15 protein-coding genes and 1 pseudogene are annotated in these 20,575 nt (G+C 59.3%); 8 read left to right on the top strand and 8 right to left on the bottom strand.

Annotation, left to right across the window (positions count from 1 at the left end; genetic code table 11):
• Nucleotides 1-2: 2 nt before the first annotated feature.
• The 4 genes from RGR602_RS27300 (at nt 3) to RGR602_RS27315 (ending at nt 4,243) form a co-directional block, all read left to right on the top strand.
• Nucleotides 3-1,028: an ABC transporter ATP-binding protein gene (locus RGR602_RS27300; RefSeq protein WP_040115144.1), complete on the top strand. Its 1,026-nt coding sequence runs from the start codon at nt 3-5 to the stop codon at nt 1,026-1,028.
• A 65-nt stretch (nt 1,029-1,093) separates the two neighbouring features.
• Nucleotides 1,094-1,879 carry a ThuA domain-containing protein gene (locus RGR602_RS27305; protein WP_040115145.1) on the top strand — a complete coding sequence of 262 codons (786 nt, stop codon included), beginning with the start codon at nt 1,094-1,096 and terminating at the stop codon, nt 1,877-1,879.
• Nucleotides 1,880-1,889: 10 nt separating this feature from the next.
• Nucleotides 1,890-3,005 carry a Gfo/Idh/MocA family protein gene (locus RGR602_RS27310; protein ID WP_052451774.1) on the top strand — a complete coding sequence of 372 codons (1,116 nt, stop codon included), beginning with the start codon at nt 1,890-1,892 and terminating at the stop codon, nt 3,003-3,005.
• Between the two features lie 143 nt (nt 3,006-3,148).
• A complete protein-coding gene (locus RGR602_RS27315; RefSeq protein ID WP_082046699.1) occupies nt 3,149-4,243 on the top strand; it encodes a Gfo/Idh/MocA family protein in 1,095 nt (364 codons plus the stop codon).
• A gap of 10 nt (nt 4,244-4,253) precedes the next feature.
• On the opposite strand, the gene RGR602_RS27320 is transcribed toward RGR602_RS27315, so the two are convergent.
• From RGR602_RS27320 to RGR602_RS27330, 3 genes are all read right to left on the bottom strand, one after another.
• Nucleotides 4,254-6,152: an ABC transporter ATP-binding protein gene (locus RGR602_RS27320; RefSeq protein ID WP_040115146.1), complete on the bottom strand. Its 1,899-nt coding sequence runs from the start codon at nt 6,150-6,152 to the stop codon at nt 4,254-4,256.
• A gap of 23 nt (nt 6,153-6,175) precedes the next feature.
• Nucleotides 6,176-8,029, bottom strand: a complete 1,854-nt coding sequence (locus tag RGR602_RS27325) for an ABC transporter ATP-binding protein (RefSeq protein ID WP_052451926.1) — start codon at nt 8,027-8,029, stop codon at nt 6,176-6,178.
• Nucleotides 8,030-8,197: 168 nt separating this feature from the next.
• Nucleotides 8,198-9,394 (bottom strand): acyltransferase family protein, encoded by a 1,197-nt coding sequence (locus RGR602_RS27330; protein WP_082046700.1) that lies wholly within the window; start codon nt 9,392-9,394, stop codon nt 8,198-8,200.
• A 62-nt stretch (nt 9,395-9,456) separates the two neighbouring features.
• On the opposite strand from RGR602_RS27330, the gene RGR602_RS27335 reads away from it, so the two are divergent.
• The 3 genes and pseudogenes from RGR602_RS27335 to RGR602_RS27345 all read left to right on the top strand — a co-directional run.
• Complete coding sequence (locus RGR602_RS27335) at nt 9,457-10,386, top strand: alpha/beta hydrolase (RefSeq protein WP_166677357.1); 930 nt, start codon at nt 9,457-9,459, stop codon at nt 10,384-10,386.
• A 320-nt stretch (nt 10,387-10,706) separates the two neighbouring features.
• Nucleotides 10,707-12,113 (top strand): FAD/NAD(P)-binding protein, encoded by a 1,407-nt coding sequence (locus tag RGR602_RS27340; protein WP_040115149.1) that lies wholly within the window; start codon nt 10,707-10,709, stop codon nt 12,111-12,113.
• A gap of 114 nt (nt 12,114-12,227) precedes the next feature.
• Nucleotides 12,228-13,814: pseudogene (locus RGR602_RS27345) on the top strand (ATP-binding protein); the annotation flags it as partial.
• Here the strand turns inward: RGR602_RS27345 and RGR602_RS36515 are convergent.
• Genes RGR602_RS36515 through cyoA form a run of 5 tightly spaced genes read right to left on the bottom strand, consistent with a single transcriptional unit; the run spans nt 13,717 to nt 18,787 of the window.
• Nucleotides 13,717-14,478, bottom strand: a complete 762-nt coding sequence (locus RGR602_RS36515) for an SURF1 family protein (protein WP_082046702.1) — start codon at nt 14,476-14,478, stop codon at nt 13,717-13,719. The pseudogene RGR602_RS27345 and the gene RGR602_RS36515 sit on opposite strands and share 98 nt — an antisense overlap.
• A 47-nt stretch (nt 14,479-14,525) precedes the next feature.
• Complete coding sequence (cyoD, locus tag RGR602_RS27350) at nt 14,526-14,927, bottom strand: cytochrome o ubiquinol oxidase subunit IV (RefSeq protein WP_022716674.1); 402 nt, start codon at nt 14,925-14,927, stop codon at nt 14,526-14,528.
• Nucleotides 14,924-15,544, bottom strand: a complete 621-nt coding sequence (cyoC, locus tag RGR602_RS27355) for a cytochrome o ubiquinol oxidase subunit III (RefSeq protein WP_040116518.1) — start codon at nt 15,542-15,544, stop codon at nt 14,924-14,926. Before cyoC ends, cyoD begins: the two co-directional genes overlap by 4 nt.
• 5 nt (nt 15,545-15,549) lie before the next feature.
• Nucleotides 15,550-17,553: a cytochrome o ubiquinol oxidase subunit I gene (gene cyoB / locus RGR602_RS27360; RefSeq protein WP_040115150.1), complete on the bottom strand. Its 2,004-nt coding sequence runs from the start codon at nt 17,551-17,553 to the stop codon at nt 15,550-15,552.
• A 46-nt stretch (nt 17,554-17,599) separates the two neighbouring features.
• The gene (gene cyoA, locus RGR602_RS27365; RefSeq protein ID WP_040116519.1) at nt 17,600-18,787 is read right to left on the bottom strand and encodes a ubiquinol oxidase subunit II; all 1,188 of its coding nucleotides are present in this window, start codon (nt 18,785-18,787) and stop codon (nt 17,600-17,602) included.
• Nucleotides 18,788-19,150: 363 nt separating this feature from the next.
• Here cyoA and RGR602_RS27370 point away from each other — a divergent pair, with 363 nt between their 5' ends.
• A complete protein-coding gene (locus RGR602_RS27370; protein ID WP_040115151.1) occupies nt 19,151-20,485 on the top strand; it encodes an MFS transporter in 1,335 nt (444 codons plus the stop codon).
• Nucleotides 20,486-20,575 lie beyond the last annotated feature (90 nt).

Raw genomic sequence — 20,575 nt, forward strand, 5'->3', positions numbered from 1 at the left:
CATTGGCACAGATACGCCTAGACAATATCCGCAAGAGCTTCGGCGCCTTCGAGGTCATCAAGGGTGTTACGATGGACATCCGCCGAGGCGAATTCATGGTCTTCGTCGGTCCCTCCGGATGTGGCAAGTCAACGCTGCTGCGCCTCATCTCGGGCCTTGAAGACATTACGTCCGGCACGCTCTCTTTCGATGACGAGGTGGTAAACCAGCGTGCGCCCTCAAAGCGAGGGATCGCCATGGTGTTCCAATCCTATGCGCTCTATCCCCATATGACGGTTTTCGACAATATGGCCTTCGGCATGAAGCTTGCGGGACGGACGAAGGATGAATGCCGGCATAGGGTCGAGCAAGCCGCCGGCATGCTGCAGCTATCGCCCTATCTCGAACGTCTGCCGCGTCAGCTATCGGGCGGGCAGCGTCAGCGCGTCGCGATCGGCCGGGCGATCGTTCGCGATCCCAAGGTCTTCCTCTTCGATGAGCCGCTGTCGAACCTCGATGCGGCATTGCGCGTGGCGACAAGGCTGGAGATCGCCAAGCTGCACCGCAGCATGCACAATACGACGATGATCTATGTGACGCACGATCAGGTTGAGGCCATGACGCTTGCCGACCGTATCTGCGTCCTGAGGGACGGCGTTGTCGAGCAGATCGGCACGCCGCTTGAGCTTTACGAGAGCCCGAATTCAATCTTCGTTGCCGGCTTCATTGGCTCGCCGAAGATGAATTTCCTGTCAGGCGGACTGGCGCAGCCCTATAATACCCATACGATCGGCGTGCGTGCAGAGCATATCCGGATCACGTCGCAAGCGGCAGTCTGGAACGGAACCGTCATTCATTCGGAGATCCTCGGCTCCGACAGCTTTGTCTATCTGGACATCGGTGCAGATGAGCCGCTGATCGTGCGTGAGACCGGCGTTTCCGGCCATGAGCCGGGCCAGAAGCTCGGCGTTGCGCCAGTTGCCGGCCACATACACAGTTTTGACCAATCTGGCCGCGCGCTTGCAAAAGCATCCATGCGCGCTGCCTGACTATCCACCAAGGATCGATCCACCTCCCAGGCTCGGTCCTCTTCACATCGCAAGGAGTAACGATCGTGCCTATTCGCACCATTGTCTGGGGTGAAAACATCCATGAGAACACCAATGCCGTCGTCAGGGAAATTTATCCCGAAGGCATGCACACCACGATTGCCGCTGCGCTGAACAGCGACCCGGCAATCAGGGCGACGACCGCGACGCTGCAGGAGCCGGAGCATGGCCTGTCGCAAGGGCGGCTTGCCGAAACCGACGTCCTCACCTGGTGGGGCCACAAGGATCATGGCGCAGTCTCCGACGAAGTGGTCGAACGCGTCGCCAAGCGGGTCTGGGAAGGCATGGGCCTGCTGGTGCTTCATTCCGGCCATTTTTCGAAGATCTTCAAGCGGCTGATGGGAACACCCTGCGCGCTGAAATGGCGCGAGGCAGGCGAACGCGAGCGGTTGTGGACCATCAATCCGCGTCATCCGATCGCTGCCGGCCTTGAGGAGAACTTCGTCCTTGAAAACGAGGAGATGTATGGCGAACAGTTTTCGGTTCCCGAGCCGCTGGAAACAGTGTTCATCTCCTGGTTCCAGGGCGGTGAGGTGTTCCGGTCCGGGATGACCTGGCGGCGTGGGGCGGGCAACATCTTCTATTTCCGCCCCGGTCACGAGACCTATCCGACCTATCACGACCCCAATATCCGCAAGGTGCTGATCAACGCTGTCAAATGGGCTCATAACCCTCAAGGCGACCTCAAGACCATCACCGATGCCCCGAACGTTCCGGTGGAGAAGGCGCACGAACCGATCGTGGAGCGCGGCCCGAAATTGCACCAGGCCGGCGAAGCCGGTTACCGCTGAGGGGGCAAGGATGAGACTTCTTGTTCTTGGTACAGGCTCGATGGCGAAGAGCCAGGTCAGTCATTTCAAATTGATCGAAGGCGTCGAGGTCGTCGGCGCTGTCGACACTGATCCGTCACGCCTTGCCGAATTTTCCGATCATTTCGGCATTGAGAAACGTTTCCTCGCGATTGAGGAAGCAATTGCCTGGGGAGATTTCGATGCCGCAACCAATGTAACCCCAGACCGAATCCATCATCCGACGACTATGGCGCTGATTGCCGCCGGCAAGCACGTCTTCTGCGAAAAGCCGCTGGCCGAAAACTACGCTGACGCTCTGGAGATGACGACTGCGGCGGAAACCGCCGGAGTGATCAATATGGTCAACCTCACCTATCGCAACGTCGCGCCGCTGCAGAGGGCTCGCGAGATGGTGCTCGCCGGTGAGCTCGGTACGATCAAGCATGTTGAAGCATCCTATCTGCAGAGCTGGCTGGTGTCGCGGGCCTGGGGGGATTGGCGCACGGAATCGCGCTGGCTCTGGCGGCTTTCGACCGGTCACGGCTCGAACGGTGTGCTTGGCGATGTCGGCATCCATATCCTCGACTTCGCCGCCTATGGCGCGGCAACCGATATCGACCACGTCTTTGCGCGGCTCAAGACCTTCAACAAGGCGCCAGGTGGCCAGATCGGCGAGTATCTGCTCGATGCCAACGACAGTTTCACGATGTCTGTCGACTTCGCCAATGGTGCGCTCGGCGTCATTCACGCGACCCGCTGGGCCACGGGTCATCTCAATGAGCTGAAGCTTCGCATCTACGGTGAACGGGGCAGCCTCGAGATCATTCACCGGCCGAACGGCTCGCAGCTGCGCGGCTGCTTTGATGAGAACATCGAGACGGCGACCTGGGCCGATATCGATGTTGCGCCGGTGCCGACCAACTATCAGCGTTTCGTCGAAGCGGTCGCGACCGGCAAGCAGCTTGATCCGAACTTCCGTCATGCCGCTAACCTGCAGAAGGTCATCGATCTCGCGATCGTCTCGGAAAAGGAGCGCCGTGAGCTCAATCTGCTGTCGGAGGAGGTCGGCATGACGCCCGGACCGGAAGGCGCCGGCAACGTGGAGGTGCTGCCGATCGCGGTATAGGCGCTTGCCGCACGAAGCCCCATGCGGCCTGTCCAAAGGCCGTATGGCTGGATGTTGAAGTCCCGCCTTGATGAAGCATGACTGAGGGCCGGGCGCAAATGCCAACGTGCGCGTCTGGTCGGGTCCAAGCATAAGGAGGCATAATGAAGCTGATCATACTTGGCACTGGCTGGTGGGCGAACACCCATGCCACGAGTTTCTCGGAGATCGCCGGCGTGGAGATCGTCGCGGCGGTCGATAGTGATGATGTGCGCCTGCGCGCCTTTGCCGCCCGGCACAATATTCCGCTCACCTTCAATTCACTGGAGGATGCACTTTCCTGGGGCGAATTCGACGCAGCGACCAATGTCACGCCGGACCGCGTGCACTATGCCACGACCTTGGCCCTGCTTGCAGCCGGCAAACACGTCTTCTGCGAAAAGCCGCTGGCTGAGAATTTCGCCCAGGCTGCAGAAATGGCCGACGCCGCCGAGAGGTCGAAGCAGATGACGATGGTGAACCTCACCTATCGCAATGTTGCTCCGCTGCAGAAGGCTCGGCAAATGGTGCTGAACGGCGATATCGGTCAAATCCGGCACTTCGAGGCTTCCTACCTTCAGAGCTGGCTCGTGTCGAAGGCCTGGGGCGACTGGACGACGCAGCCCCAATGGCTCTGGCGCCTGTCGAGCAAGCATGGGTCGAACGGCGTTCTCGGTGACATTGGCATTCATATCCTCGATTTCGTGGTCTACGGGGCCGGAAGCGATATCAAGACCGCGGCTGCGCAACTGAAGACCTTCGAAAAGGCCCCGGGTAACAGGATTGGCGAATATGAACTCGACGCCAACGACAGCTTTGTGATGATGGCCGAGCTGAAAAATGGCGCTCTGGGCGTCATCCATGCCAGCCGCTGGGCGACCGGACACCTGAACGAACTGCGGCTGCGGGTCCACGGCGACAGGGGGGCAATCGAAGTCACTGACACGCCGAACGGCGCGACGCTTAGAATCTGCGCCGGCGCGGATGCCGACGAGGCGATCTGGCGGCGCGTGCAGGTTGAACCCGTTGCAACGAACTTCGAGCGCTTCGCCGAGGCCGTGAGGACTGGCGTCGGACAGGAGCCATCCTTCCGGCATGCCGCCAATCTGCAAGAGGTCATCGACCACGCACGCAACTCGGCCGCCAGCCTGCCCACCCTGATCATCGCCGCTCAAAGCGGACCATATGACACGGGAGCTGCCGAGGAGCGTCGTCGTTAGACAGTTGCGGTCACGTCGTCGGACTGCTGAGGGCCGTCTCTTCCAAAACCTCCTCCGGAATATCGTCGAAGGAGGCATAGTTCAGATTGTAGAGCCGCGAATAGAGTTTGCCGTTCGTCATCAGCTGCCGGTGATTGCCGCTTTCGATGATCTCTCCATTTTGCAGGACGATGATACGGTCGGCCTCCCGGATCGTCGCCAGCCGGTGGGCGATGACGAGGCCGGTGCGGTTTTCGAGAAGCTTGACCAGCGCCTTCTGGATCAGCATCTCCGTGTAGCTGTCGATATTCGCCGTCGCTTCATCGAGCACCAGGATCTTTGCATCGGCAACGAGCGCGCGAGCGAAACTGAGCAGCTGCCGCTGGCCGAGCGACAGATTGCCGCCGCGCTCGCCGAGCACGCTGTCGTAACCTTCGGGCAGGCGCATGATGAAGTCGTGGGCACCCACGGCCTTGGCCGCTTCGATCACCTGTTCGCGCGTCGCCTCTGTCTTGTGATAGCGAATGTTTTCGAAGACGGTACCGGTGAAAAGGAAAGGTTCCTGCAATACCATGGCGATCTGATCGCCGAGTGAGTCCTGCGTCAGCTGGCGTACATCATGCCCTGCGACCAAAACCTGGCCCTGCTGCACATCGTAAAACCGGTGGATCAGCGACATACAGCTCGATTTGCCGGAGCCGGTCGGGCCGACGAGGGCGACTGTTTCGCCGGGGTTCACCTTGAAACTCACCTGCTTCAGCACCGGGTGCTTCGGATTGTAGCCGAAGACGACGTCGCGGAACTCGACTGAACCGTCCATGTCTTTCGAAAGCGCCACGGCGTTTAGCGCATCCTTGATCTCCACCGGGACATCGAGAACCTCCGTCAATCTCTGGCCCGAAGCCATGGCGCGCTGCATGACGGAATATTGCAGCGTCAGCGAGCGGATCGGATCGAAGAAACGCTGGATGTAGAAGAGGAAGGCAACGAGCACCCCCACATCGAGAGCCTGGTTCAGGACGCGCGCCCCGCCGACGACGATAACGAGCGCCATTGCCACGCCGGTCAAGGAATCAACGATCGGTACCATCACCTGTGCATAGCGGGCTGCCGTCAGATGCGTCTTGAGGTTCGCGTGCGCCTTGTCGTCATAGAGCGTGAAATTGACGCCCTGGCGATCCATGCTTTGCACGGCGCGGACGCCATGGATTGCCTCGGCAAGCGCACCGGCCGCAATCGAGTTCGTCTCGTGCGCCGCCATGAAGGATCTGCGCGCCAGCGGCAGCCAGAAGAGACGGACGAGGAACAGGATAGGCAAGGCAGAGAGTGTCAGCAGCCCGAGCTTGAAGTCGAGATAGAGCATCACGAAAACGATGCCGAAGAGCAGGGTGATATCACCGACGGAAAGCACTGACGTCTCGAGAAACTCCTGCATGGAGTTGACATCGCCTTGAAGACGCGACATCAGCCGTCCGACCTCCGTCTTGTCCATGAAGGAAAGCGAGACCCGCTGGAGATGGGAGAACATTGCCTTGCGGATGTCGAAGAGCACCTCCTCGGCGACGTTGCCAACCAGCGTCTCCTGGGCGTAGCTTGCCCCATAATTGATCAGGATCGCAATTAGAAATGCGATGATCGAATAGAGGAGGGCGGAGCGATCCCCGCCCGGCTGCATGCCGTGGTCGATCGCGTAGCGGATGATCAGGGGAATCAACAGCTGCATCGCCGTGAAGGTGAGCACGGCTACGACCGACCACATGACTTGCGTGCGGTATGGCTCGACAAAAGCCCAGATGCGCTTGACGATGTTGCCGTCGAAGGCCTTTCCGAACATTTCTTCTTCGACGCGGTGCGAGCCGACCACCGCCCGCGGCGGACGGCGTCCGTCCTCGCGAACGTCGGAACGTTCGGTTTCCAGTTCCTCGGCCATGAAGTCCTCCCTGCGCCGGTTTCTTACGCGCTCAAGGCGTCGTCGCCCGGCCGTACCTGCAAGTCGTAAAGTGCCTTGTACCGGCCGCCGGCGGCCAGCAACTCCTCATGCGTGCCGCGCTCGACGATGCGGCCGTCCTCGATGAAGAGGATCTGGTCGGCATGCATCAGCGAACTCAGCCGGTGGGCGACGATGATCGTCACGCGTTCGGCGGCGTATTTGCGCATGGCGGCGCGGATGCGCTGTTCGGTGACAGCGTCGATCGCCGCCGTCGAGTCGTCGAATACCATCACCGCCGGCCTCAGCATCAGCGCGCGCGCGATCGAAAGACGCTGGCGCTGGCCGCCGGACAGCGAAACGCCGCGTTCGCCGACCACCGTGCCGTAGCCTGTCGGCAGGCCGAGGACATAGTTGTGCAGCTGCGCGCTTTCGCTCGCGCGCTCGATCCGCGGCTCCTTGGCCCACGGGTCGCCATAGGCGATATTGTTTTCGATGGTTGTCGTGAACAGGAAGGAATCCTGCTGCACGACGGCGACTGCGCGGCGGAGCGATTGCAGTGTCACCTTGCGGATATCCTGCCCGTCGATCGTGATCCTTCCCTTCGTCACGTCATAAAAACGCGGGATCAAATGGGCGATCGTCGATTTGCCGCTGCCCGGCGGGCCGACGATGCCAACCGTTTCACCGCGCCGCGCTTCGAACGAAACGCCGTGAAGCACCTGCTGCAGGTCCGAGCTTGGATAAGCGAAGGCGACATTCTCGAAACGAAGCGTGCCTTCTGACACCTTCAATTCCTTTGCATCCGGGATATTGCGTATGGCGATCTCCATGTCGAGCAGATTGAAGAGGCGCGTGCCGCATGTCGATGCCCGGGCAAAGGCGTTGACCATCAGGCCGAGTTGACGCACCGGCATTTGCAAGATGGTCATGAACGTCAAGAACGAGGCGAGCGTGCCGACGGTGATGTCGCCTGCCATTACCTTTTCTCCGCCGACCCAGAGCACGAGGCCCATCGCAGCGAAGAAGGAAAAGGTCATGGCGCTGGTATTTGCAACACGGATACCGACACGCTGGTGCGCAAGCGTCAGCGCATTCTTCGATGCCTTTTCGAATTTGGAAAGCTCATGGTCTTGCGCAGCGAAGGCACGGACGACGCGGATGCCGCCGAGATTCTCCTCCATGATACGGGTCAGCACCGAAAGCCGCTCCTGCAGGTCGAGCCAAGTGGCACGCAGCCGCAGCTGCGTCACTGAGGAACGCCAGCCGACGAACGGCACGAAACTCAGCGCCAGGAGGCCAAGAACCACATCGGTCGAAATCAGCATGTACGCGCCGATCCCGATCAGCGTAGAAAGCAGGAAGACACGCACAAGCGCTGTCGAAAAATACATTCGCACGCCTTCGAGATCGAGCAGTCCGATAGTGATCAGATCGCCCGAATGAACCGTGTCGTGAAAGCTGAAGGAGAGCCGCTGGATCTTCTCGTAACAGGCAAGCCGCAGCTCGTAGCCCATGTGGTGGCCGACGCTTTCGCTGAAATAGTTCTGAACCATTGTGGAGACGCCGCGCAGCACGCTGGCACCGAGTAAAAGCAGCGCCGTCGTCAGCAGCGCCTCCTGCGCCAGTTGACCGGCCGCTCCGCCGGTCAATGCAACCTGCGTATGGTCGACCGCTTGGCCGAGCAGGCGCGGAATCAGAAGCTGGAACGCGGATGCTATGAGGGTTGCGCCGATGGCGAAACCCGCTTGCCAAGGGTGACGAAAAGCCATGACGGTGATGCGGACCAGCGTATAGAGGCCCTTGCCCCAGCCTGCCGCATTCACAAGCGCAAGCGAAGCTGAGGGCTTCGTCGCGCGTATCGACGCATCGCTGCTCACGGTATTGATTCCAAATAGATGTATGGTTCGGACGCTGGCCCGAAAAGACGGCAATTCCATGGAGGGATTGATTAGCGCGCTTAGTTTTGCCGATTCTACCTGAGCGTTCAAGTAAAGAATTCACCAGTTGGTTATTTTCTCGTGAGTGAGACGACCACAACCGCTCCCTCAGCTCGGTCCCAATTGCGGTGAACGCTGCAGCCTTAGAGGTTTCTGCACGATCCTTTCTGCGGACGTGACGAAACAGGACATCAAAACAACGGCGCAAACCGAAGCGCAAAACAGCAAACCGACAGACACCCGCGAGACTGGCGGCAGCACTGTCGCCAGCGATTGGACGATCAAACCGCCGAACGTGTAATGATTAAGGTAGAGTGCGTAGCTCAGGCTGCCGAGATATCGGAATGTTGTCCGCTGCCGATGGGTGAACCCGGTTTCGAATGCGTCGGCATGGATGATGCAAAAAACCATAAAGGCTGTGGCCGTCAGCCAGACCAAACAGGCCCCGGTGCCGATGCCCCATAAGAGATCCCTGCCGACGAATATCTCGACAATGCACATCAAACCTGCTGGCAGCAGGGCGCCGATCGCGATTTTGGAGCGATGGCCGCGCAGGTGAGCCCACAGCAACATGCCCAGCGCGAAGAAAACCCCGTAGCGCATGAGAAAGACCTTCGAAGGGAAACGCGAAAGCGTCGCAAACAGCTCCTTGTCGAATAGAAAGGCCGCAGACCATACCACGAGATAGACCGAGCTTACGGCGCAGATGATCTTCGCCAGGTTTTCCAATGAAAGACGCGGCGCAAAGACGATCGTGATCCCGACTGTCAGGTAGAACGCAGCCTCGACCACCAGCGACCATACGACGCCATCGATATAAGGCCCGACCGGCGAAAGGACCGAGGAACGGATGAGGGGAGGGATGAGAGACGTAATGTCCTGGCCCGCCAGCGACAAGGCCGCAAAGCCGATCACGCTGGAGATCCACAAAGCCGGCAGGATTCGAAGAGCGCGCAGGTGAATGAAACGGAGAGCGCCGTGCATGCCGCTGGCGCCTTCTGCGCTCATGGAGATCACGAGGCCGGAAATCACGAAAAAAATCTCGACGCCAATGCTGCCAACCCCATCGAATGGCCAAAGGAAGGCGAACACCGGCCCGCTCGTTTGCGGAAGCTGGAAGCTTGAAAAGTGGAACAGCAGAACCAATGCAGCAGCATAAATTCTGACTATATCTACCACGTAATAATGTGTTGCAGGTTTTTGTTCAGGCATAATCTCATCCAAAAGGAGTATATGTCCCGGATAAGTTTCTAGTATTTGTTTCTGTAGCGTATTACTATTAATATAATTCCGTTGTCCACCCATATTGCGCGTGGATTGTAAACTTTTTATCTTGGAACACGTGGCGGATGGCGAGAGGTTGCAGCATGGGTTACGGATTATCGAGGCGTATCACGGCGATGCTGGCTATAGCCGGACTCGCGTTTTTCTTACTTGCGGCCGGAACTTGCGAGCTTCTGGCCTCAACCGATAGGGACGGTCCTGCCTTCAAGGACATCGCCTACGGAAGCGACGCCCGCAACAGGATGGACATCTATAAACCGCCCGGTGCCGGTCCGTTTCCGGCGATCATCTATGTCCATGGCGGCGGATGGTGGAATGGTGACAAGCAGTATCTCGCGGCCAATGCCAGGGACTATATGCTGTCGAAGGGCGTTGCGGTCGTTGCAATCAACTATCGCAATCTGGTCGAGGCAAAACGCGACCGGATATTCCCGCCCGTGCTTGCCGCGCTTGAGGATACCAAATCGGCCTACGGATATCTGCTGAAGAATGGCGGGAGCCTTGGCATTGATAATACACGGCTTGCCATTTACGGCGCTTCGGCAGGCGGCTTCAATGCGCTCTGGCTGGCATTGTCGATCAATGAGGACGGTTCGCTGCAGGCGATCAAGGCGGTTGGCGGCATCGATGCGCAAACCACGATCGATCCCTTTGAGATGCGCGATTGGGTCGGTCCATCCATCAATTACGGAGGCCATGCCTTTGGCCTTCCCGAAGCGGATTTCCAATCCTTTCTGGCGCAAAGGGATAAATTCCTGAATTACATCTCGACGCTGTCCCCCTCCTATCTGGTTCGCGCAAACTCGCCGCCGATCGTGCTTCTCTATTCGGGGGGGCTGCAGGATCAGTCGAGCGATCACATGGCGCTCGTCCACAGCCCAAAGTTTGGCGCAGAATTTCAAAAGACCGCCGAAAGGAACGGCCATGCCGTGACCTTTCTCGAGGGGGCAGAGCGTATTCCGGCGCGCTACAGCGATTTCTTCAATTTCCTGATCGACCGCGTTGTGAAATAGCCGCGTGGCGCGAACAGGTATCTTGCATAAGGCGCGGTGGGAAGGACAAATCTCCCTTTTGTTTCAGCGCTGTGGCTGCCTTGTCGACAGTCATGCCGAACAAAACGCTTGCCACTTTCCCATTTTAGGGCTTTCATACACGACTAGTTTGATAGACTATGACGCGGCAATGTTCCCTCGTTTCCGGCGAAGCGCAACGCTTCGATGAGCGGCAAGCGTTCCAGACGGCCGCATGAACCTTACCAACGCGGGCGCGTGTAGTCCCGCGTTGAAAACCTTGATCGAGACACGATGCGGGCTGATCCCGCAAGGGAGTTGAGATGACGGTTCAGGGCCTTTTTGCTTCGAAGTCCAAGACGACGGCACGGGTTTCGGCTGTCCCCCGTATCGCAATCGTCGGCCGGGGTTTTTCAGGCATGATGAGCGCAATCGCCTTGATGAAAACGGTGCGGACGCCGTTCCATCTTCAGCTTTTCGATCCAAATTCCTCGGTCAGCGGGGGCCAGGCGCTGTCGTCGGTGCGCGCTTCGACGATCCTCAATACCCGCGTTCGCGACCTTTCGGTCTCGCTCGGCGATGCCGACGATTTCAACGACTGGCTCTGTAGCAACGCGGAATTCCGGGCTGCCGTGCGTGCCGCGATCCCGGGTTTCCGCCAGATTTTCGTTCCAAAGGCTCTTTTCAGCGACTACGTCTATCAGCGCTTTTCAGAAGCGCTCGCAGCCCGCAAGGATATCACCGTACAGGTCTGTCACGAGCCGGTCGTCGCAATCCGCAGAAGCCATGCAAACCGCTTTCTGCTCGAAAGCGCCCATCCAGCCAATCCGCTCTTCGAAACCGTCGTCCTGGCCACTGGCTACGGGCTTTCCGATCCCGAGCCGGAGGCGGAGGATCGGTCGCCGGTGCGGGCCCAGCGTCTCGTCGCCCGGCCGCATGCTGTTCTCCTTGGAAGCGGCATCCGCGTGGTCGACCAGTTGCTGCAACTGCGCGATAGCGGTTACCCTGGCCAGATCACGATTGTCTCGAAGCATGGTTTCCTGCCGCAGAGCCATACACCGAATTCCGCCGATCCACTTTTCCCGGCCGAGGCGTTGCCGCAAAAGCTGCCCGAGATCGTCCGCTTCATCCGCACTGCCTGCCGTGAGGCAGAAGAAGAGGGCCGTAGCTGGCAATCGGTGATGAACGGTCTGCGCAGACATGCCCGCTCTCTCTGGCGTTCGCTGCCGGCCGATCAGAAACGCCAGTTCAACCGGCATCTGCGCGCCATCTACGACAGCCACCGCAACCGCCTGCCGGAAGCGATGCATCTGCGCCTGAAACGCGAGCTTGCCGAAGGCAATACTATCCTTCGTCGAGGCACGGCCGGCCGCCGGGGGCTCAGCGGCATCTTCTTCACGCCGGCCGGATCAAATATCGAGGAAGTCATCTATGCGGAGCGTGTTTTCGACTGCCGCTGCAAGGCACCTGATCTGGCGATGCCTTTGATGCAGAGCCTGATCGGCTCCGGCCTTGCCGTGCCCGATGAGCTTTCGCTGGGGCTTGCCGTCGATCAGCGCGGCGACCTCTGCCTGGAGGACGGATCGACGGTGGATGGCCTCTTCGCCGTCGGTCCGCTCGGTCTTGGCAGTCTGCCGGATATCGATCTGGTCCCTGAAATCGTTACCCAGGCCTACGCGGCTGCGCAGAAGGTCGCAGAGCAGTTCTATCCTCGAAGCAGAGCTGTTTGAAATTATTCGGACATTTGTGGGAACCATTTCGCGGCTCCTTCGGTTTAGGAAACTAGTGTTTCCAACGGGGGGCTTATGGAAGTGATGGATCGATTTGGTGCGTCTCTCACTGGCGAGGGCCGCTTGCGGTTACTTGTCGATGCCATCACCGACTACGCAATCTATATGCTGAGTCCGCAGGGTCACGTCGCCACGTGGAACGTCGGTGCTCAGCGCCTCAAAGGATATTCACAGGAAGAGATCATGGGCAGGCACTTCTCGAATTTCTACACCGAGGAGGACCGTGCTGCCGGTGAGCCGGAACGTGCGCTTGAAATTGCCCGCTGCGACGGCCGCTTCGAAAAGGAGGCCTGGCGCGTGCGCAAGGACGGCAGCCGCTTTTGGGCGAACGTGGTCCTTGACGCTATCACGGACGATTGCGGCGAAGTAATTGGTTTTGCGAAGATCACCCGCGACATGACCGAGAAGCGCGAAATCCAGCGTGCGCTCGACCAGGCACGCGAAGAGCTCTTCCAGGCGCAGAAGATGGAGGCGATCGGCCAGCTCACCGGCGGCATTGCCCACGACTTCAACAATCTTCTGATGGCCGTTCTCGGCAGCCTGGAGATTTTGAAGAAGCGGATACCTGAACAGCCGGAGCTGATGCCCCTCGTCGAAAATGCCATCCAGGGTGCGCAGCGCGGCGCTGCCCTGACGCAGCGCATGCTCGCCTTTTCCCGGCGCCAGGAACTGGCAGTCAAGACGATTGAGATTGCAGCGCTCATGGACGGAATGGCCGATATGCTGCAGCGTTCGCTCGGGCCGCTGACCATGCTTGAAATCGATGTGCTGCCGGGCGCTCCAACAATTGCCACCGATCCCAACCAGCTCGAAACAGCAATCCTCAATCTGATTGTGAACGCGCGTGATGCCATGCCGCGCGGAGGGAAAATCACAGTGAGAGCGCAGGAACGGACGGTAGGCCAAAGGGACGGGATCCTTCCGCCCGGTGCGTATCTATGTCTTTCGGTCATCGACGGCGGAGAGGGCATGGACGAAGAGACACTTGAACAGGCGACGACACCCTTCTTCACGACGAAGGGTGTCGGGAAAGGCACCGGTCTCGGATTGCCGATGGTTCAAGGGCTCGCTGCGCAGTCAGGCGGCCGGCTCGTCTTGAAGAGCCGCCTCGGTGAAGGCACGGTCGCCGAGCTTTGGTTCCCTGCGGTCCAGGCGCAGGATGACGCACCGGTAGAGCTCCCGGAAACAGCGGCCGATCATCCCGGCCTTTTGCGCTCGCTGCGCATCCTGGCCGTCGACGACGACAGTCTCGTGCTCATGAACACGGTTTTGATGCTTGAGGACCTCGGCTACGACGTCATCGAGGCGGCATCGGCCGCCGATGCGCTGGCCATCCTTTCCAGCGAACAGGTCGACCTTGTCATCTCCGACCATGCCATGCCGCGGATGACGGGTGCAGAGCTTGCGGAGGTGATCCGCCGTGATCGGCCGCACATGCCGATCATCCTTGCCACGGGCTATGCCGACATTCCGCCCGGCGGCGGCCTCATCGACCTGCCGCGTCTCGGAAAGCCCTTCTCGCAGGTACAGCTTGCCGAGGCAATCAGCCGGACGATTGCCACGGCCAGTGCGTCCGAACCTCGCTTCGGATCACGAATCCCAGCAGGCCCGCCACCATCAGCGCCAAGCCAAACCATGTGATCGCATAGACGAGGTGGTTGTTCGCAAAGACGATGCGCGTCAGTCCGCCGATCGGCAGACCACCGGGATTGGGAGTGTTGTCGGCATCGATGAAATACTCGGCAGCGTCGGCCACGTGCTTTTCCGCCGCGATTGCAGCTACATCGCGGGAGTACCAGCGGCCCGAGGCCGGGTCGTTCGATTGTAGCAACGAACCCTTCGGTTCCGTGATCCGCATCAGCCCTGTGATCGTGACCTGACCGGAGAGTTGGCCGGACGGCCGGGTTTGCGGATCGCGCCTGTCGGTCGGCACGAAGCCGCGGTTGATCAAGACCGTCTGGCCCTCACGAAGCGATAGCGGTGTCATCACCCAAAAGCCTGGACCCAGCTCGGTTGAGGCATAGACCAGCGTCTCCTTGCTGTTCTGCAATGTGCCGGTGGCCGTCACACGGCGGTATTCGTCGTCTGCAGCATGGACTGCCCTTCCTGTCGGGGCCGGGGCCGGCTCGGCGTGGACCCGTTGATCGATCCGAGCAATGAGGTCACGTTTCCAGGACAGCCGCTCCACCTGCCAGAGGCCGAGAGCCACGAAACCTGCCATCGAAAGAAGCATCAAGCTGCACAGCATTGCCAGCCGGATTGATGGTCGGCGGCGTTCTTTCGGCAAGGGAAAGCTGTCTGGCATGGCGGAAAACCTGCACGGGCGGCCTTGCCGTCGCGCGCTCGACACCCCTAGGGCATGTTCTTCATCATTTCAGGGCTCATCGGCATCATATTGGTATTCAGATGATGCATGACCCAAAGCGAGCCGGAAAGCGCGATCGCCACGATCACGATCGTGAAGATCAGCGCCATCATCGTCCAGCCGCCTTCCGAGCGGGTGTTCATATGCAGGAAGCAGATCATGTGAACGACGATCTGGATAGCGCCGAGCGCCATCACAAGAAAAGCAGTCACTCCCGGGCTCTCGAAGACACCGGCCATGACAAGCCAGAAGGGAATAGCGGTCAAGATGACCGAGAGGACGAAACCGATCGTATAGCTCTTCATCGAGCCGTGGCCTGCCCCGTGTCCGTGGCTATGGCCATGATGGGCTTCGTGTGCGTCCTCATGTGCGGGTGCTTGCGAACTCATCCGAGAACTCCCATCAGGTAGACGAAGGAAAAGACGCCGATCCAGACGACGTCGAGGAAGTGCCAGAACATCGAGAGGCACATGAGGCGGCGCCGGTTGGCCTCCATCAGGCCATACATCGAAACCTGCACCATCAGCGTTGCCATCCAGATGATGCCGGACGTGACGTGCAGCCCATGGGTTCCAACCAGCGTAAAGAAGGCCGAAAGGAAAGCGCTGCGCGATGGACCTGCACCCTCGTGGATCAAATGAATGAACTCATAAAGTTCAAGCCCGATGAACGCCGCGCCGAACAGGCCGGTCACCCCCAGCCACATCAGCGTGCCCGATTTGCTATTCTTTTCCATCTGGAGCATGGCGAAGCCGTAGGTGATGGAAGAAAAGAGCAGCATCGACGTGTTGACTGCCACGAGCGGCAGATCGAACAGGTCCTTCGGCGAAGGCCCTGCCGCATAATTGCGGCCAACAACGCCATAGGTCGCAAACAGCACCGCAAAGATCAGGCAGTCGCTCATGAGGTAGAGCCAGAAGCCGAGATTCGTGCTGCCTTCGGGATGATGTTCTTCGGTCAGATAGAACTCAGGCTTTTCGGCCGTGTCGATAGTATGGTTGCTCATGGTCATTACACCTGTGTCGCAAGCAATTCGGTCCTCTTGCCTTCCGTTTTGCTGACTTCTTCGGCCGGGATATAGAAGTCGCGCCTATAGTTGAAGGTATGGACGATGGTGACGACGAGCAGCGCCGCGGCGGAGGCCACGACGAGCCACCACATGTACCAGATCAGTCCGAAGGCAAGTGCCACGCTGATGGCGGAAAGGATTGCCCCGGTGCCGGTGTTCTTCGGCATGTGGATCGGCTTGAAGCCTTCGAGGGGGCGTTCGTAACCGCGGTTCTTCATGTCGTACCAACTGTCATGGTCGTGCACCACAGGGGTGAAGGCGAAGTTGTAGTCGGGCGGCGGCGACGACGTCGACCACTCAAGCGTGCGGGCATCCCATGGATCGCCTGTATGGTCGGCAAGTTCCTCGCGTCTCATGAAACTGACGACAAGCTGGACGAGGAACGACAATATGCCGAGCGCGATCAGGAAAGCACCGAAGGCTGCGATGATGAACCAGATCTGCAGCGACGGGTCCTCGAACTGCGACACGCGGCGGGTGACGCCCATCAGGCCGAGCACGTAGAGCGGCATGAAGGCGAAATAGAAGCCGGTCAGCCAGAACCAGAAGCTCATCTTTCCCCAGAAAGGATCGAGCTTGAAGCCGAAGGCCTTCGGGAACCAGTAGTTGACGCCTGCAAGCAGGCCGAACAGCACGCCACCGATGATTACATTGTGGAAATGGGCGATCAAAAACAGCGAGTTGTGCAGCACGAAGTCTGCAGGCGGAACGGCAAGCAGCACCCCGGTCATTCCGCCGATGACGAAGGTCACCATGAAGCCGACGGTCCAAAGCATCGGCACTTCATAACGGATGCGGCCGCGATACATGGTGAAGAGCCAGTTGAACATCTTCGCTCCCGTGGGGATCGAGATGATCATGGTCGTGATTCCGAAGAAGGAGTTGACGCTGGCGCCGGAACCCATGGTGAAGAAGTGATGGAGCCAGACGATGTAGGAAAGAATGGTGATGACCACTGTCGCATAGACCATCGAGGCGTAGCCGAACAGGCGCTTGCCGCAGAAGGTCGCGACCACTTCCGAGAAGATGCCGAAGGCCGGCAGAACGAGGATATAGACCTCCGGATGGCCCCAGATCCAGATGAGGTTGACATACATCATCGGATTGCCGCCGAGGTCGTTGGTGAAGAAGTTCATGCCGGCGTAGCGGTCGAGCGACAGCAGCGCAAGCGTCGCCGTCAGGATCGGAAAGGTGGCGACGATCAAGACGTTGGTGCAAAGCGAGGTCCAGGTGAAGACGGGCAGCTTCATCATGGTCATGCCAGGCGCGCGCATCTTGACGATGGTGGCGATCAGGTTGATGCCCGACAGTGTCGTCCCAACACCTGCAACCTGCAGGCCCCAGATGTAGTAGTCGACGCCGACCCCCGGACTGTAGTCGGCGCCGGAAAGCGGTGGATAGGCAAGCCAGCCGGTGCGCGCGAACTCGCCGATGAAGAGCGACAGCATGATGATGATGGCGCCGGCCGTCGTCATCCAGAAGGAGAAGTTGTTGAGAAAGGGAAAGGAGACGTCACGAGCACCGATCTGCATCGGTACCACGAAGTTCATGAGGCCCGTGACGAAGGGCATGGCCACAAAGAAGATCATGATAACGCCGTGGGCGGTAAAGACCTGGTCGTAGTGGTGCGGCGGCAGATAGCCTTCCGATCCGTTGAAGGCGATCGCTTGCTGGATCCGCATCATGATCGCGTCCGAGAAGCCGCGCAGCAGCATGATGACGGCGAGGATCACGTACATGATCCCGATTTTCTTGTGATCGACGCTGGTGATCCAGTCGCGCCACAACGGGCCCCAAAATCTATAATAGGTAATGAGGCCGACCACGGCGAGACCGCCGATGACCACGCCTATGAAGGTCGCGACGAGGATCGGCTCGTGGTAGGGGATCGCCTCAAGGGTCAACCGGCCGAAGATGAACTTCAGGAGGTCAGGATTGGAAAACATGGATTAACCCGTTCATTGGTGTCTTAGCGACGCAAAGCGCCAGGTTTTAATGGTTGCTGCCCGGTTGAGCCGGACTGCCGCTGCCGTGATCCATGCCGGGCATGGAATGACCGTCATGCGGCATCCCGGGCATGGTCTGCCCGCCCTGCTGCGGCTGGGCGTCAGGCTGCCGGGTGTTGCTGTCGGTGCCCTCGGGCTCTTGCCCGCTGCGTGCCGGCGTGCCGGTTGCAGGGAAGGTCGGGGCATTGGTGCGCTCGCCCTGTTCGGCATGGCGGTTGTCATATTCAAGCCGCTCCCGGTTTTCGGCGCTCTCCTTGCCTGCGCCGCCCATCATGTCGATGTGCATCATCTCGTTCATGCACATCTTACCGGGTGTCGCGCACATGTTGAGGATGGCCTCGAAGAGGCCGGCCTCGGCGCTGGCGTAGTAGCGCACGGGCTCTCGTTCGCTCGGCCTTTCGAGTTTCAGGTAGGCATCGCGGTTAAGCGCCGTACCTTGCGCTTTGACACGGGCGATCCAATCGTCGAAGCCCTGCTGGTTTAGACCGTGAAACTTGAAGCGCATGTGCGAGAAGCCGTCGCCGCTGTAATTGGCAGAAAAGCCTTCGTACTCGCCTTGCTTGTTGATGACGGCGTGCAACTTCGTCTGCATGCCGGGCATGGCGTAGATCTGGCCGGCGAGCGCCGGAATGTAAAAGGAGTTCATCACCGAAGACGCGGTGATCTTGAAATTGATCGGAACGTCGACCGGGGCTGCCAGTTCGTTGACGGTCGCAATGCCGAGGTCAGGATAAAAGAACAGCCATTTCCAATCGAGCGCCACGACTTCGACGTTGAGCGGCTTCGCACCAGCAGGAATCGCGCGTTCTGCATCCAGCCGGTCAAGCGCGCGGTAGGGGTCGAGCTTGTGTGTGCTGATCCAAGTGATGGCGCCGAGCGCAATGATGATGGCAAGCGGCGCTGACCAGATCACGACTTCAAGACGGGTGGAGTGATGCCATTCCGGATCATAGGTCGCCGCTGTGTTCGAGCGCCTGTATCGCCAGGCGAAGAACAGCGTGAGGAACAAGACCGGCACGATGATCAAAAGCATCAAGAAGGTCGAGACCAGAATTAGGTCTGCCTGTTGATTGGCGATATCGCCCGACGGCGACATCACCACCAGATTGCACCCTGCCAGCATGAATAGCGGCAACATGGATAGAAGGCGGGAAAACTTCATCAGTTTTTGCACGTCTCTAAGCTCTTGTTGTTTCGTCCGAACCGCGACTAAAGCACGAAACGGCATGGTGACATGAGGTGTTTGGTCGCAGTGCAGCAAATATGCCGCAATGCCGCAGAATGTCTTCACGGCCTTCTGAAAAATCCTGAAAGTCAAGAAGGATTGTGCCGGCATCAAATGTTTTTCCGGCCTATATATCCGCAAATGCGCAGTTGGCCAGTTTCGCGAGCCGTCCCGTCCGCTTTTTGCGATGTACATGTCATTTTGAGAATGGATGATGAACTATTTGCGCCGTCCGGACTTGATAACCCGGCGGGTTTGATCAAGATCGTCTTGAGGCGCTTCGTAAAAGCACCTCAACGAGGGAGGCGTTAAATGGCTGAAACACAGGTACACTACGGACCGTCATCGCGCACGCTGGAACACGACGCACGTAGAATTCACGATGACAAGCCGGTCTCGCCGGGCAGCATCGCGATCGGTGTCGTCATCGGACGCATGTCGGAATTTTTCGATTTCTTCGTTTACGGCCTGGCCTCGGTTCTCGTCTTTCCGCAGCTTGTCTTTCCCTTCGCGCCGGACCGGCTGACGGCGACGCTTTATTCTTTCGCGATCTTTTCGCTGGCGTTCCTTGCCCGCCCTGTCGGCTCCGTTGTGTTCATGACCATCGACCGGCTCTACGGCCGCGGCACAAAGCTGACGATTGCCCTCTTCCTGCTCGGTGGCTCGACGGCCTCGATTGCCTTCCTGCCCGGCTACAACGTCATCGGCTACTGGTCGATCGCCTTGCTTGCGCTTTTCCGCCTTGGACAAGGCTTTGCCCTCGGAGGCGCATGGGACGGGCTTGCTTCGTTGCTGGCGCTGAATGCGCCGGAGCGGCACCGCGGCTGGTATGCGATGATCCCGCAGCTTGGTGCGCCGATCGGTTTTGCGTTGGCGAGCACTCTGTTCGGCTTCTTCATCGCCAATCTTTCAAACGATGATTTCCTCTCCTGGGGCTGGCGCTACCCGTTCTTCGTCGCGTTCGCCATTAACGTCGTGGCCCTCTTTGCTCGCCTGCGTCTCGTCATGACGAAAGAATTCGGCACGCTTCTGGAGCAGCATGAACTGGAAGCGGCGCCAATTGTCGATGTCCTTCGCATCCACGGTCGCGATATCCTGATCGGCGCCTTCGTCCCTCTCGCAAGCTTTGCAATGTTCCATCTCGTCACCATTTTTCCGCTTGGTTGGATGAGCCTTTACGGCAGCCAACCGCTCGGCACTTTCATGGTTGTGCAGATCATCGGCGCCGCGGTCGGCATCGTCGCCATCATCGCCTCTGGCCTGATCGCCGATCGCATCGGCCGCCGAGGTCAGCTTGCCGTCTGTGCCGTGCTGATCGCGATCTTCTCCTTTATCGGCCCGATGCTCATTGCCGCCGGTGACACCGGCCAGGACGCTTTCGTCATCATCGGCTTCGGCGTGCTTGGCCTTTCGTTCGGTCAGGCTACCGGTTCGATCTCTTCGCGGTTCGGCCGCGGCTATCGCTATACGGGCGCAGCCTTCACGTCGGATCTCGCCTGGTTGGTGGGTGCGGGTTTTGCGCCGCTCGTTGCACTTGGTCTGTCCAGCCGCTTTGGCCTGCCTTTTGTCGGCTATTACCTGCTTTCGGGCGCCATCTGCACGCTTGCCGCACTTGCTTTCAGCAAGGCGCTGGAGCAGCGCGAGTAGCGACCACTGAAGCATGAAGCCTGCCGACCGCGGTGAACTGACCCCCGTTGGACAACAGCCTGCGGGGGGTTTTCATGTCCGGAACTTGCC

The organism is Rhizobium gallicum bv. gallicum R602sp (assembly GCF_000816845.1).
Classification (GTDB): Bacteria; Pseudomonadota; Alphaproteobacteria; order Rhizobiales; family Rhizobiaceae; genus Rhizobium; species Rhizobium gallicum.

Coding starts and splice junctions, on each gene's coding strand:
- cyoD (WP_022716674.1), bottom strand. CDS start 14,927: ATGAGTTCGCAAGCACCCGCACATGAGGACGCACACGAAGCCCATCAT.
- RGR602_RS27320 (WP_040115146.1), bottom strand. CDS start 6,152: ATGGCCGAGGAACTGGAAACCGAACGTTCCGACGTTCGCGAGGACGGA.
- RGR602_RS27330 (WP_082046700.1), bottom strand. CDS start 9,394: ATGGGTGGACAACGGAATTATATTAATAGTAATACGCTACAGAAACAA.
- cyoC (WP_040116518.1), bottom strand. CDS start 15,544: ATGAGCAACCATACTATCGACACGGCCGAAAAGCCTGAGTTCTATCTG.
- RGR602_RS27315 (WP_082046699.1), top strand. CDS start 3,149: ATGAAGCTGATCATACTTGGCACTGGCTGGTGGGCGAACACCCATGCC.
- RGR602_RS27335 (WP_166677357.1), top strand. CDS start 9,457: ATGGGTTACGGATTATCGAGGCGTATCACGGCGATGCTGGCTATAGCC.
- RGR602_RS27340 (WP_040115149.1), top strand. CDS start 10,707: ATGACGGTTCAGGGCCTTTTTGCTTCGAAGTCCAAGACGACGGCACGG.
- RGR602_RS27310 (WP_052451774.1), top strand. CDS start 1,890: ATGAGACTTCTTGTTCTTGGTACAGGCTCGATGGCGAAGAGCCAGGTC.
- RGR602_RS27370 (WP_040115151.1), top strand. CDS start 19,151: ATGGCTGAAACACAGGTACACTACGGACCGTCATCGCGCACGCTGGAA.
- cyoB (WP_040115150.1), bottom strand. CDS start 17,553: ATGTTTTCCAATCCTGACCTCCTGAAGTTCATCTTCGGCCGGTTGACC.
- RGR602_RS36515 (WP_082046702.1), bottom strand. CDS start 14,478: ATGCCAGACAGCTTTCCCTTGCCGAAAGAACGCCGCCGACCATCAATC.